Below are 12,372 nucleotides of genomic sequence, written 5' to 3'. Positions count from 1 at the left end.
CACCGGAAGGCCACCCCGTGAGCTCCCCTGCGAGACCGATCGGCGTCAACACCTGGGTGTGGACCTCCCCCCTCACCGACGCCGGGCTCCCCGCCCTGCTCGAGCGCATCGCCGGCCTCGGCTTCGACGCCGTCGAGCTGCCGCTCGAGGAGGCCGACCACCTCGACCCCGCGCGGACCGCCGCCGCCGTCCGCGACGCCGGCCTCGCGCCGTACGTCGTCGGTGCGATGGCCCCCGGCCGAGACCTCGTCGCCACGGACCCCGCGACCGTCTCCCGCACCCAGGACTACCTGCGCCGCTGCGTCGACCTCGCCGCCGCCGTCGGCGCGCCGAGCGTGTGCGGCCCGTTCTACGCCGCCACCGGGCGGGTGTGGCGGATGAGCGCCGCCGAGCGCGACGCGGCGTACGACGAGTGGCGCACCCACCTGGCACCCGTCGTCGACCACGCCCGCGCCGCCGGCGTGGTCATCGGCATCGAGCCGCTCAACCGGTACGAGACCTCCCTCGTCAACACCGTCGACCAGGCCCTCACCGCGCTGGCGCCCCTGCTCGGGGCCGGCCCCGACCAGGGCCTCGGCCTGGCGCTGGACACCTACCACCTCGGCATCGAGGAGCGCTCCAGCGCCGACGCGGTCCGCCGGGCCGGGCCGCACCTGGCGCACGTGCAGGTCTGCGGCAACGACCGCGGCGCGCCCGGCCACGACCAGACCGACTGGCCGGCGCTGCTCGCCGCGCTCGACGAGGTCGGGTACGCCGGCGCGCTGAACATCGAGAGCTTCACCCCCGACAACGCGTCCATCGCCGTCGCCGCGTCGATCTGGCGGCCGCTCGCCGCCTCCCCCGACGACCTGGCCCGAGACGGCCTCACCTTCCTCCGGTCCGTGACGACCGGCACCGACGCCCCAGGAGGCACCCCCCATGACTGACGCGACCGGGCCCGCCCCGACGGGCCGACGCGAGCTGGGCGTGGCCGTGGTCGGCCACTCGTTCATGGGCAAGGCCCACTCCCACGCCTGGCGCAACGTCGGTGCCTTCTTCCCCGACGTGCCGCCGGTGCGCCGGCAGGTGCTCGTCGGCCGCGACCCGGCGGCGCTGAAGACCGCGGCGGAGCGGTACGGCTGGGCCGACACCGCCACCGACTGGCGCGACGTCCTCACCCGCGACGACGTCGACATCGTCGACATCTGCACCCCCGGCCACCTGCACGCCGAGATCGCGCAGGCCGCGCTCGAGGCCGGCAAGCACGTGCTGGTCGAGAAGCCACTGGCCAACAGCGTCGCCGAGGGCGAGGCGATGGTGGCGGCGGCCGAGGCGGCCGCCGCGCGGGGCGTCCGGTCGATGCTGGGCTTCAACTACCGCTGCGTGCCCGCCCTCGCGCTGGCCCGCCAGCTGATCGCCGAGGGCCAGATCGGCACGGTCCGGCAGGTCCGGGCCAGCTACCTGCAGGACTGGCTGGTCGACGAGGCCGCCCCCATGACCTGGCGGCTGCGCCGCGAGTCGGCCGGCTCCGGCGTGCTCGGCGACCTCGGCTCCCACGTCGTCGACCAGCTGCACCACCTGCTCGGCGAGCCGGTCACCACCGCCCGGGGGCACCTGCGCACCTTCGTGCCCGAGCGCACGGGCGAGGGGGGCCGCGAGCCGGTCACCGTCGACGACGCGGCCTGGGCGACGCTGGAGACCGCCTCGGGCGTCGTGGCCAGCGTCGAGGTGAGCCGGATGGCCACCAGCCGCAAGAACGCCTTCCGGATCGAGGTCTACGGCAGCACCGGCTCCCTCAGCTTCGACCTGGAGCGGCTCAACGAGCTCGGCGTCGACGACCGCGGCCTCGACAGCGCCGGCGGGGTGCGCCGGGTGCTGGTGACCGAGGCCGACCACCCCTGGGTCGCCGCCTGGTGGCCCCCCGGCCACGTGCTGGGCTGGGACTCGACGTTCACCGTGCAGGCCGCCGAGCTGCTCACCGCGATCGCCGAGGAGCGGCCGGCCACGCCGTCGTTCGCCGACGGGCTGGCCGTGCAGCGGGTGCTCGACGCGGTCGAGCGGAGCGCGGCCGCCGACGGCTGCCGCGTGGACGTCTGACCCGCGCCACACTGCGGGGACCGCTCAGCGCCGTACGAGAAGGAGGAACGAATGGGCAAGCGCTTCACCCTCTTCACCGGCCAGTGGGCCGACCTGCCGCTCGAGGAGGTCGCCTCCCTGGCCGCCGGCTGGGGCTACGACGGCCTGGAGATCGCCGTCTCCGGGGAGCACCTCGACGCCTGGCGGTGGGACGAGCCGGGGTACGTCGAGGGACGGATGGAGATCCTCGAGCGGCACGGGCTCGGCTGCTGGGCGATCTCGAACCACCTGACCGGCCAGGCCGTCTGCGACGACCCGATCGACGAGCGGCACCGCGCGATCGTGCGCGAGCGGGTGTGGGGCGACGGTGCCCCCGAAGGCGTCCGCACCCGCGCCGCCGAGGAGCTGCGGCTGACCGCGCGGCTGGCGCAGAGGATGGGCGTCTCGACCGTCGTGGGCTTCACCGGCTCCTCGATCTGGCCGTACGTCGCGATGTTCCCGCCGGTCCCCGCCACGCGGATCGAGGCCGGCTACCAGGACTTCGCCGACCGCTGGAACCCGATCCTCGACGTCTTCGACGAGTGCGGCGTCCGGTTCGCCCACGAGGTGCACCCCTCGGAGATCGCCTACGACTACTGGTCGACCGTGCGGACGCTCGAGGCGATCGGCCACCGCGAGGCCTTCGGACTCAACTGGGACCCCAGCCACATGATGTGGCAGGACCTCGACCCCGTCGCGTTCATCTCCGACTTCGCCGACCGGATCTACCACGTCGACTGCAAGGACACCCGGCTCCGGCTGGGCGGCGGCCGCAACGGCCGGCTCTCGTCCCACCTGCCGTGGGGCGACCCCCGGCGCGGGTGGGACTTCGTCTCCACCGGCCGTGGCCAGGTGCCCTGGGAGGACTGCTTCCGGGCGCTGGCCGCCATCGGGTACGCCGGGCCGATCTCGGTCGAGTGGGAGGACGCCGGCATGGACCGGCTGCACGGCGCGCCCGAGGCGCTCGAGTTCTTGAAGCAGTTCGACTTCGAGCCGCCCAGCGCGTCCTTCGACGCGGCGTTCAGCTCCTAGTTGCACCTCACCGCTGCGCCGGCGTCCCGGATGTAACGCGACGTTCGCTGTACTAGCCGCCCGCTGCAACGTGCGGGAACAGTGGCAAGCGTCGCGTTACAGCTCACGAACGGTCAGCCCTCGGGCCGGTCGAGCCGGTCGATCGCGGCGGCGACGGCGTCGCCGAAGGCGCGGTGGCCGGCGGGTGTGAGGTGCAGCCGGTCGGGGAGGTACTCGAGGTCGAGGCCGGCCGTCGGGACGTACGCCGCGCCGGCGCCGGCGGCGAGCCGGGCGAGGAGCCGGTCCACGTCGGCGACGCCGGGCATCCGGGCCGGCGCCGAGGCGGGGCCGACCACGACGACTCGGTGGCCGGCCAGGCGCGCCATCAACCGCCCGAACCCGGTCTCGACCGCGGCCGGCGGCTGGTCGACGTCGTTGAGCCCGCCCTCGACCACCACGAGGTCGGCGCCTCCGCGCAGCGCGGCCCCGGCCCGCTCGGCGAAGGAGACCCCGGCGCAGCGGCTCGCGCCGATGCTGAAGCCCGAGCCGGAGAAGCCGGCCACCCGCACCCGACCCGGCAGCCGGGTGGGCCAGGAGTCCGCGAGGTCGGCGAGGCCGAGGCCGGCCGACCAGGAGTCGCCGAGGACGACGACGCGGTCGCCCGGACCGTCGCCGGCGCCGGTCACGAGCGCCGCTCGCTCCGCCGACGCGGCGGCGAACCGCTCGCAGCGCGGCACCTCGGTCCCCCGCGCCCGGTCGGCGAGCTGGACGACCAGCACGACGACCATCGCCAGCGCGCACGAGGCGAGCGCCAGCGCACGGCGTCGGGGCAGGGTCACCCGCCGATCGTCGGGCAGCCGTCGGCCGGCCCGCGGCGTTGTTGCCGAACTGTTGCCGGCGCGCTACCCGCCGTGGCGGATCGAGGTCGGATCAGCAGCCCCCGGATCAGGACTCGGTGGGCTCCGGGGTGGCCGGGTCGACGTCCGGGGTGCCGGGGTCCTCTCCGGGTGCGACCGGGTTCGGCGCCTGCTGCGGGTCGCCGCCCGGCGGGACGAGGTCGGGGTCGGTCGGGTCGGGCTCGAGGGGTGCAGTGGTCACGGCCGCTCGGTACCCGCTCCGGGCCGTGCAGACCCGCCCGCGTCCGCTCAGGCCGTGACGTACGCCGACAGCTCGCCGGCGAGGTCCTCGTTGGCGCGCCCGCGGACGACGGTGCCGTCGGCGGTGTGCTCGAGGGAGTCGATCTCGCCGTGCTGGTGCAGCCGGTTGATCAGGTCGCCGCGCTCGTAGGGCAGCAGCGCGGTGAACTCCACGCCCGGCCGGGGCAGCTCGCCCTCGACCACCGCGAGCGCCTCGGCGATGCCCTCACCGGTCTTCGCGCTGACCACCACGCAGTGCGGCTCGCGCTGCCGGAGGCGGGCCAGCACCATGGGGTCGGCGGCGTCGGCCTTGTTGACCACCACCAGCTCTGGCACCTGGTCGGCACCGATCTCGGCGAAGACCTCCCGGACGGCGGCGATCTGACCCTCGGGGTCGGGGTGCGACCCGTCGACCACGTGCAGGACCAGGTCGGCGTCGGCGACCTCCTCCAGCGTCGAGCGGAACGCCTCGACGAGCTGGTGCGGCAGGTGGCGGACGAAGCCGACGGTGTCGGACATCGTGTAGACCCGGCCGTCGGCGGTCGTCGTGCGCCGCGTCGTCGGGTCCAGGGTCGCGAAGAGCGCGTCCTCGACCAGCACGCCGGCGTCGGTGAGCCGGTTGAGCAGCGAGGACTTGCCGGCGTTGGTGTAGCCGGCGATCGCGACCGCGGGGATCTGGTGGCGCCGGCGCTCTTGGCGCTTGGTGTCGCGGGTGCCCTTCATCTCGCGCAGGTCGCGGCGGAGCTTGGCGATCTTCGTGTTGATCCGGCGGCGGTCGGTCTCGATCTTGGTCTCACCGGGGCCACGGCCACCGATGCCCTCACCGCCGGAGACCCGGCCACCGGCCTGCCGCGAGAGGTTGCCACCCCAGCCGCGCAGGCGCTGCTTCATGTACTGCAGCTGCGCCAGCTCGACCTGGGCCTGACCCTCACGCGACTTCGCGTGCTGGGCGAAGATGTCGAGGATCAGCGCGGTCCGGTCGACGACCTTGACCTTGAGCCGGTCCTCCAGGTTGCGCAGCTGGCTGGGGGCGAGCTCGCCGTCCATGACGACGGTGTCGGCACCGGTCGCCTGCACGATCTCCTTGAGCCCCTCGACCTTGCCGCGGCCGATGTAGGTCGCGGGGTCCGGCTTCTGCCGCCGCTGGTAGATGGCGTCGAGCACCTCCGAGCCCGCGGTCTCCGCGAGCAGGGCCAGCTCGGCCATGGAGTTCTCGGCGTCGGTCACCGATCCCTCGGTCCACACGCCGACCAGCACGACCCGCTCCAGGCGCAGCTGGCGGTACTCGACCTCGGTGATGTCCTCGAGGTCGGTGCGCAGGCCGGCGACGCGGCGCAGCTCGTGCCGCTCGGCCAGGTCGAGCTCACCGGTGGTGAGCTCCTCCTCCGGGTCGGGCTCGTCGGCGTACCCGGAGACGAATCCGTCCCCATCGACCTCGTCGACCACGTCGACCTCGTCGACGTCGGGCTCGGCGAGCTCCTCCTCGTCCCACCCCACGGTCTCCTCCAGCTCGGTGTCGAGCGAGAAGTCCCGTGCGTTCGCGTTGGTCATGTGCCTCCGTGTCTTGCCAGGTGTCGTGCTGACAGTCATCTCGGAGGGCACAACGCCGCCGAGGCCTCCACTATGCCCGCTTGACTGGCGTCGTGAACATCGACTTTCCGCCGGCCCTCCCCGCGGTGCCCTCCGGCGTCCGCCTGCTCGGGCTCACCGGCGCGCCGGGGGTCGGCAAGAGCACCGTCGCCGCGGCGCTGGCCGCCGACCACGGCTGGTGCGTGCTGCCCATGGACGGCTTCCACTACGCCGACGTCGAGCTGCGGCGACGGGGCCTGCTCGACCGCAAGGGCGCGCCCGAGACCTTCGACGCCGAGGGGTACGCCGTGCTGCTGCGGCGGGTGCGCGGGCGCGAGGAGGCCGTCGTGGCGCCGGCCTTCGACCGGCACCGGGAGCAGCCGCTGGCCGGGGCGATCGCCGTACCAGCGAGCGGCACGGTGGTGACCGAGGGGAACTACCTGCTGCTGGACCAGCCACGGTGGCGCGCCGCGCGCGAGGAGGTCGACGTGGTCTGGCACCTGCACGTGGACGACGCGCTTCGCCGCGAGCGGCTCGTCGCCCGGCACGTCCGCCACGGGAAGTCACCCGAGGAGGCCCGCGCCTGGGTCGACCGGGTGGACGAGCCGAACGCGCGGCTGGTCGCCGAGGCGGCCGGTCGCGCCGACCTCCTGGTCGACCTCACCGGATGGACGCCGCCGGGATCGGCCTGAGCCTGAGGGGTACGGGCAGCACGGACTCGAGCCACCCCACCCCACCCCCAGGAGGACGAGCATGGCCGACAACGCCGGCACGCTGACCAACCGGCAGGGACACCCCGTCTACGACAACCAGAACCAGCGCACGATCGGCGCTCGGGGCCCGGCCACCCTGGAGAACTACCAGTTCCTCGAGAAGATCAGCCACTTCGACCGTGAGCGGATCCCCGAGCGCGTCGTCCACGCGCGCGGCACCACGGCGTACGGCTACTTCGAGGCCTACGGCACCTGCGGCGACGAGCCGATCGCCACCTACACCCGCGCGAAGCTCTTCGCGGAGAAGGGCAAGCGCACCGACGTCGCCGTCCGCTTCTCCACGGTGGCCGGCGGACGCGACTCCTCGGAGATGGCGCGCGACCCGCGTGGGTTCGCGGTGAAGATGTACACCGAGGACGGCAACTGGGACCTGGTCGGCAACAACCTCGGGGTCTTCTTCATCCGCGACGCGATCAAGTTCCCCGACTTCATCCACTCCCAGAAGCCCGACCCGGTGACCTTCGAGGCCAGCGTCGCGAACCGGGCTTTCGACTTCTTCAGCCAGTCGCCCGAGGCCATGCACATGGTCATGCTCGTCTTCAGCCCGCGCGGCATCCCGGCGACCTACCGTCACATGCAGGGCTTCGGCGTCAACACCTACAAGTGGGTCAACGAGGCCGGCGAGACCCAGCTGGTGAAGTACCACTGGATCCCGAAGCAGGGCGTGCGGTCGCTGTCCTCGGCGGAGGCCGCGAAGATCCAGGCCCAGGAGCTCGGCTTCCACACCCGCGACCTCTACGAGGCCATCGAACGCGGCGAGCATCCCGAGTGGGAGCTGAACGTGCAGCTGATGAGCGACGAGGAGCACGCCGAGCTCGACTTCGACCCGCTCGACGACACCAAGGTGTGGCCGGAGGACGACTTCCCCCTGCGCCCGGTCGGCCGGATGGTCCTGGACCGCAACGTGCAGGACTTCCACAACGAGAACGAGCAGATCGCCTTCGGCACCGGCGTGCTCGTCGACGGCCTGGACTTCTCCGACGACAAGATGCTGGTCGGTCGCACCTTCTCCTACAGCGACACGCAGCGCTACCGGGTGGGCCCCAACTACCTGCAGCTGCCGGTCAACCAGGCCAAGAACGCGAAGGTCGCCACGCACCAGCGCGGCGGCGAGATGTCGTACGGCGTCGACCTCGCCGAGGGCCAGAACCCGCACGTCAACTACGAGCCGTCCACGCTCGGCGGCCTGGCCGAGGCGCCGAAGCCGGCCCACTCCGAGCAGGGCCCGGAGATCAACGGGCGGCTCACCCGCGTCCGGATCCCGCGGACCAACGACTACCAGCAGGCCGGCGAGCGCTACCAGCTCTCCGAGCAGTGGGAGAAGGACGAGCTGGTCGCCAACCTGGTCGACGCGCTCTCGAAGTGCGATCGGCACATCCAGGAGCGGATGGTGTGGCACTTCTTCATGGTCGAGGACGAGCTGGGCCAGCGCGTCGGTGAGGGCATCGGCATCACCGCCGACGACGTGCGCCACCTCGAGCCGCTGCCGACGCAGACGCTCAGCGACGCCGAGCTCGAGCGGGTGCAGAACCTCGGCAAGAACGGCCCCCGGCCGGTGCGCGACGTGATGACGCACTGCGTGCCGAACGGCCAGGCCACCGCGGAGGAGCTGCTCGGCGGCTGACCCGCTCCCGCGCGGACGCACGCAGGGCCCGCTCCCCGTCGGGGGGCGGGCCCTGCGACGTGCTCGAGGAGGGGTGGCGGGGCGTCAGTCCTTCTTCGTCAACGCCGACGGCTTGTGCACGGCCTCCCCGCCGGACTTCTCGCTCTTCACGAGGTACTGCGGGTCGTCCTCGCTCGCTCGCACCGTACGCCCCGCGGCCTCGGTGTCGGAGGTGATCTTCTTCTCCACCACTCCTTCAGCCGTGCCGCCGTGGGACTTCCAGGTGACCTTGTCGCCCTTCTCGAACTCCGTCATGGAGGGCCGGTACCCGCGAGCCGGGCGGCAACGACGGCGAAATGCTGGCGAAACCGCGGCGGCGACCGACGCCCCTAGCGTCCGTGACCTCGGGTCCACCGGCCGGACGAGCGTCCGGCCGTCCGCGTGTCACGAAAGGACATCCATGAGACGACGCCTGGGTCGCTCCCTCACTCCGCTCCTGCTCGTCGCCGGCCTCGTGCTCGGCACCACGCCCGGCGTAGCCGCTCCGGTCGCCGCGGCTCCCGCGGAGGCGGACCCCCGCAGCTGGCCGTCGCTGGCGGAGCGGCTGCAGCCGATCATCGAGGACGCCCGCGAGGAGGGCGTCGCCCTGGGACTCTTCGTCTCCGACCTCAGCGGCACCTTCGGGGACGCCACGCTGTACCTCGGCAAGCAGGACAGCTACACCACCGCCAGCACCATCAAGCTGTCGCTGGCCGTGACGGTCATGAAGCAGGTCGAGGCCGGCGTCCTGTCGCTGGCGGACCCGGCCACCATCGAGGACGACGAGGTCGTCGGCGGTTCCGGCGTCCTGAAGGATCGCCCACGCCCGATCGAGACCACCGTCGGCGAGATGCTGGAGCTGATGATCACGGTCAGCGACAACACCGCGACCAACAAGCTGGTCGACGTCGTCGGCGGGTTCGACCCGATCAACGCGCTGACCCAGGCGGCGGGCATCGCCAAGGAGGACCTCCACTTCGGCCGCAAGATGTTCGGGGCGATCGTTCCTCCGGACGGCGACCTGTGGTCGACGCCGCACGGCTACCGGCAGCTGCTCGACCTCTACTGGGACGCCTACGAGGGCCACCCCGCCGACGGCTTCATCGGTGAGGACAGCACCCGCCACCTGGTCGGGCTCATGCGCCGGCAGCAGGTCAAGACCAAGCTCGGCGCCGTGGTCCCGGGCCAGCTCCTCGCGCACAAGACCGGCGAGAACGGCACGGTCAGCCACGACCTGGGTTTCCTGATGCTCTCCGGTCGCGTGGTCAGCGTCGGGGTCTTCACGCAGAACGACGGCGGCTACACCGGCGACGCGTGGTACGCCGCGGCCGACCCGTACGTCCAGGAGGTCGCCGCCGTCGTCTACGACCACGTGCTGCGCGGGGAAGGCTCGGGCGCCGAGGCGCCCCTGCCGACGACCTCCACGATCGAGCTCGCACGCCGACACGTCGCCCACGGGCGCAGCGGTGTCCGGCTCACCGTCCGGGTGGACGCCGCGAGCACACCCGAGGGGAAGGTCGTCATCCGAGACGGCCGGCGCCGGCTGGTGGCCAAGCGCCTCGAGGCGGGCACCGCGACGTACCGCCTGCCGAAGCGGCTGGCCCGCGGCACGCACCGGCTCCGGGCCCGGTACCTCCCCAGCGACCCGGCGGCGTTCGCCCCGTCGACCTCACCGGTGGCGGTGCTGAAGGTGCGCTGACCCCGCCTCGCCTCGTGCTGCCCACCGTGCGCCCTGGCGCACGCTGGGCCGCACGAGGCGGTCAGGGGATCACTTCGGAGGCATCCGGATGCCGCCGTCGACGCGGATGGTCTCGGCGTTCATGTAGGAGTTGGTCAGGCACTCCACCACCATGCTGGCCAGCTCGTCGGCGGTGCCGAGGCGCTTCGGGAAGAGCACGCTCTCGCCCAGCTTGGCCTTGAACGCCTCCGCCTCCGGCCCCTCGCCGTAGATCGGCGTCTCGATCAGGCCCGGCGCGACGGTGTTGAGGCGGATGCCGGCCGCGGAGAGGTCCCGGGCGACGGGCAGCGTCATGCCGACGACCCCACCCTTGGAGGCGGAGTACGACGCCTGGCCGATCTGGCCGTCGAAGGCCGCGACCGAGGCGAGGTTGACGATGGCGCCCCGCTCGCCGGACTCGGTCGGGTCCTGGGTGCTCATCACCGTGGCCGCCTGGCGGACCATGTCGAAGGTGCCGATCAGGTTGATCTCGATGACCTTCTTGAAGGCACCGAGGTCGTGGGCCGACTCCAGCTGGCCGTCGCGGCCGATGGTGCGCTGCGCCCAGCCGATGCCGGCGGAGTTCACCACCGCGCGCAGCGGGGCGATCTCGGCGGCCGCGCGGACGGCGCCGGCGATCTGCTCGGTGTCGGTCACGTCCACCCGGGCGAAGACGCCGCCGATCTCCTCGGCGAGGGCCTCGCCCTTGTCGGCCTGCAGGTCGGCGACGACCACGACGGCCCCGCGGGCGGCGAGCTGGCGGGCGCAAGCAGCGCCGATGCCCGACGCTCCGCCCGTGACGATGGCACTGGCTCCGTTGAGTTCCATGCTCCGGAGACTAGTGGGGCGCGCCCGGTCAGAGCCGCGTGGTCCCGCGGGCGACGACGACGGCGGGCCCGGTCATCAGCACCCGGTCCTCGGCGGTCCAGCTGATCTCGAGGGTGCCGCCGGGCAGGTCGACGCGGTACGTCGCGTCCCCGCCCGCCGAGCCCGCCGAGCCCGCTGCGCCCGCCGACCGACCGTCGGCCAGCGCCGTCGCGACCGCCACCGCGCAGGCCCCGGTGCCGCAGGAGCGGGTCTCCCCCGAGCCGCGCTCGTGGACGCGCATCGCGACGTGGCGCTCCCCGCGCCGGACGACGAACTCGACGTTGACCCCGGCCGGGTAGACCGCGCGGTCGTAGGCCGGCTCCTCGGCCAGCGGGCCGACCGGCCCGTGCGGGTCGAGGGAGTCCCCCTCGCGCAGGAACGCCACCGCGTGCGGGTTGCCCATGTCGACGTGGCGCGCGGTCCACCGCGACTCCCCCACCGCCACCTCGGACTCGCCGAGCACCCGCGGCCGCCCCATGTCGACGGTGATCCGGTCGCCGTCGACCTCGATCACCTTGACCCCGTCGCGGGTGCCCACGGGGATCGGCCGGCCCGGCTCGACCAGCCCCTCCTCGAGCAGGTGGCGGGCGAAGACCCGGATGCCGTTGCCGCACATCTCCGAGACCGACCCGTCGCTGTTGCGGTAGTCCATGAACCACGCGGCCTCCGCCGGGTCGACGTGGTCGCGCGCCGCGGCGTACGCCTCGGTGCGGATGACGCGCAGCACGCCGTCGCCCCCGATGCCGGCCCGCCGGTGGCACAGCGCGGCGACCCGGGCGGGGTCGAGCTCGCCGTGGACGGTGCCGTCGTGGTCGGGCAGGAGGACGAAGTCGTTCTCGGTGCCGTGGCCCTTGAGGAAGGCGTACTCACTCATAGAGGCTCTTGCCGTAGTTCTCGGGCCGGTAGTAGTCGTCGAGCTGGGCGATGTCCATGCCGTTCGCCTCGACCTCCTTGGCGATGAGGGCGCGGCGCGGGACCTTGGCCTCGGGGTCCCACGTCTCCGGCTGCCACAGCCCGCTGCGCAGGAACGCCTTGGCGCAGTGGAAGAAGAGCTCCTCGATCTCGACGACGACCGCGAGCAGGGGCCGGTGCCCCTTGACCGCCATCTCGTCGAACCACGGCGCGTCGCTGACCAGCCGGGCGCGCCCGTTGATCCGCAGGGTGTCGCCGCGGCCGGGGATCACGAAGCAGAGGCCGACCTGCGGGTTGACCAGGATGTTGCGGTAGCCGTCAGCGCGCCGGTTGCCCGGGCGCTCGGCGAGCGCGATGGTCCGGTCGTCGAGGACGTGGACCAGCTGCCCGGCCGGGTCGCCCTTCGGCGAGGCGTCGCAGCGGCCCTCCGCGTCGGCCGTCGACATCACGCAGAACGGCGAGGCGGCGAGCCAGTCGCGGTCGACCGGCAGCAGCGCGGGGCGGGCCTTGTCGCGCGCGCGCTGGTGCGGCTCGCCGAGCAGCCCGACGAGCTCCTCGACGGTGGTGATCTCACGGGTCACGCCGTGCTGGGGCTGGGGACTGGTCTCGGCGGTCTGCGGCACGGCCCTCACGGTACGCCGGTCGGCGGGT

Annotated in this window: 13 protein-coding genes; 6 read left to right on the top strand and 7 right to left on the bottom strand. The window is 73.1% G+C overall.

Features of this window, described 5'->3' with window-relative positions; translation table 11 throughout:
- Positions 1-17 precede the first annotated feature (17 nt).
- From ACSMHG_RS10375 to ACSMHG_RS10365, 3 genes are read left to right on the top strand one after another with little or no spacing between them, the layout of a single operon-like run.
- Positions 18-926, top strand: a complete 909-nt coding sequence (locus tag ACSMHG_RS10375) for a sugar phosphate isomerase/epimerase family protein (protein ID WP_435744495.1) — start codon at positions 18-20, stop codon at positions 924-926.
- The gene (locus tag ACSMHG_RS10370; protein ID WP_435744493.1) at positions 919-2,076 is read left to right on the top strand and encodes a Gfo/Idh/MocA family protein; all 1,158 of its coding nucleotides are present in this window, start codon (positions 919-921) and stop codon (positions 2,074-2,076) included. The genes ACSMHG_RS10375 and ACSMHG_RS10370 overlap by 8 nt, the downstream gene beginning before the upstream one ends.
- Positions 2,077-2,127: 51 nt before the next feature.
- Complete coding sequence (locus ACSMHG_RS10365; protein ID WP_435744491.1) at positions 2,128-3,126, top strand: sugar phosphate isomerase/epimerase family protein; 999 nt, start codon at positions 2,128-2,130, stop codon at positions 3,124-3,126.
- A gap of 113 nt (positions 3,127-3,239) precedes the next feature.
- On the opposite strand, the gene ACSMHG_RS10360 is transcribed toward ACSMHG_RS10365, so the two are convergent.
- The 3 genes from ACSMHG_RS10360 to hflX form a co-directional block, all read right to left on the bottom strand.
- Positions 3,240-3,944 carry an SGNH/GDSL hydrolase family protein gene (locus tag ACSMHG_RS10360; protein ID WP_435744489.1) on the bottom strand — a complete coding sequence of 235 codons (705 nt, stop codon included), beginning with the start codon at positions 3,942-3,944 and terminating at the stop codon, positions 3,240-3,242.
- Between the two features lie 106 nt (positions 3,945-4,050).
- The gene (locus ACSMHG_RS10355) at positions 4,051-4,203 is read right to left on the bottom strand and encodes a hypothetical protein (RefSeq protein WP_435744487.1); all 153 of its coding nucleotides are present in this window, start codon (positions 4,201-4,203) and stop codon (positions 4,051-4,053) included.
- Positions 4,204-4,250: 47 nt separating this feature from the next.
- Positions 4,251-5,792 (bottom strand): GTPase HflX, encoded by a 1,542-nt coding sequence (gene hflX, locus ACSMHG_RS10350; RefSeq protein ID WP_435744485.1) that lies wholly within the window; start codon positions 5,790-5,792, stop codon positions 4,251-4,253.
- Positions 5,793-5,884: 92 nt separating this feature from the next.
- On the opposite strand from hflX, the gene ACSMHG_RS10345 reads away from it, so the two are divergent.
- Positions 5,885-6,502 (top strand): nucleoside/nucleotide kinase family protein, encoded by a 618-nt coding sequence (locus tag ACSMHG_RS10345; protein ID WP_435744483.1) that lies wholly within the window; start codon positions 5,885-5,887, stop codon positions 6,500-6,502.
- Positions 6,503-6,563: 61 nt separating this feature from the next.
- A complete protein-coding gene (locus ACSMHG_RS10340) occupies positions 6,564-8,207 on the top strand; it encodes a catalase (RefSeq protein WP_435744481.1) in 1,644 nt (547 codons plus the stop codon).
- A gap of 84 nt (positions 8,208-8,291) precedes the next feature.
- Here ACSMHG_RS10340 and ACSMHG_RS10335 read toward each other — a convergent pair whose 3' ends face one another.
- Positions 8,292-8,501 (bottom strand): hypervirulence associated TUDOR domain-containing protein, encoded by a 210-nt coding sequence (locus tag ACSMHG_RS10335; RefSeq protein ID WP_435744479.1) that lies wholly within the window; start codon positions 8,499-8,501, stop codon positions 8,292-8,294.
- A gap of 145 nt (positions 8,502-8,646) precedes the next feature.
- Here ACSMHG_RS10335 and ACSMHG_RS10330 point away from each other — a divergent pair, with 145 nt between their 5' ends.
- The gene (locus ACSMHG_RS10330; RefSeq protein ID WP_435744476.1) at positions 8,647-9,924 is read left to right on the top strand and encodes a serine hydrolase; all 1,278 of its coding nucleotides are present in this window, start codon (positions 8,647-8,649) and stop codon (positions 9,922-9,924) included.
- 69 nt (positions 9,925-9,993) lie between these two features.
- On the opposite strand, the gene ACSMHG_RS10325 is transcribed toward ACSMHG_RS10330, so the two are convergent.
- Genes ACSMHG_RS10325 through ACSMHG_RS10315 form a run of 3 tightly spaced genes read right to left on the bottom strand, consistent with a single transcriptional unit; the run spans position 9,994 to position 12,344 of the window.
- Positions 9,994-10,770, bottom strand: a complete 777-nt coding sequence (locus ACSMHG_RS10325) for an SDR family NAD(P)-dependent oxidoreductase (protein ID WP_435744474.1) — start codon at positions 10,768-10,770, stop codon at positions 9,994-9,996.
- Between the two features lie 28 nt (positions 10,771-10,798).
- Positions 10,799-11,683 carry a diaminopimelate epimerase gene (gene dapF, locus ACSMHG_RS10320; protein WP_435744472.1) on the bottom strand — a complete coding sequence of 295 codons (885 nt, stop codon included), beginning with the start codon at positions 11,681-11,683 and terminating at the stop codon, positions 10,799-10,801.
- Entirely contained in the window at positions 11,676-12,344 is a 669-nt protein-coding gene (locus ACSMHG_RS10315; RefSeq protein WP_435744469.1) for a pyridoxamine 5'-phosphate oxidase family protein, read from the bottom strand. The genes dapF and ACSMHG_RS10315 overlap by 8 nt, the downstream gene beginning before the upstream one ends.
- Between the last annotated feature and the right edge of the window lie 28 nt (positions 12,345-12,372).

The organism is Nocardioides ureilyticus (assembly GCF_051280745.1).
Taxonomy (GTDB): domain Bacteria; phylum Actinomycetota; class Actinomycetes; order Propionibacteriales; family Nocardioidaceae; genus Nocardioides.
Note: the sequence above shows the minus strand (reverse complement) of the source record. Positions and strands in the feature narration are given on the sequence as shown.

Bases quoted from the DNA above. Each gene is read 5' to 3' on its own strand.
- ACSMHG_RS10370 (WP_435744493.1), top strand. From the start codon at position 919: ATGACTGACGCGACCGGGCCCGCCCCGACGGGCCGACGCGAGCTGGGC.
- ACSMHG_RS10365 (WP_435744491.1), top strand. From the start codon at position 2,128: ATGGGCAAGCGCTTCACCCTCTTCACCGGCCAGTGGGCCGACCTGCCG.
- hflX (WP_435744485.1), bottom strand. From the start codon at position 5,792: ATGACCAACGCGAACGCACGGGACTTCTCGCTCGACACCGAGCTGGAG.
- ACSMHG_RS10340 (WP_435744481.1), top strand. From the start codon at position 6,564: ATGGCCGACAACGCCGGCACGCTGACCAACCGGCAGGGACACCCCGTC.
- ACSMHG_RS10335 (WP_435744479.1), bottom strand. From the start codon at position 8,501: ATGACGGAGTTCGAGAAGGGCGACAAGGTCACCTGGAAGTCCCACGGC.
- ACSMHG_RS10330 (WP_435744476.1), top strand. From the start codon at position 8,647: ATGAGACGACGCCTGGGTCGCTCCCTCACTCCGCTCCTGCTCGTCGCC.
- ACSMHG_RS10325 (WP_435744474.1), bottom strand. From the start codon at position 10,770: ATGGAACTCAACGGAGCCAGTGCCATCGTCACGGGCGGAGCGTCGGGC.
- dapF (WP_435744472.1), bottom strand. From the start codon at position 11,683: ATGAGTGAGTACGCCTTCCTCAAGGGCCACGGCACCGAGAACGACTTC.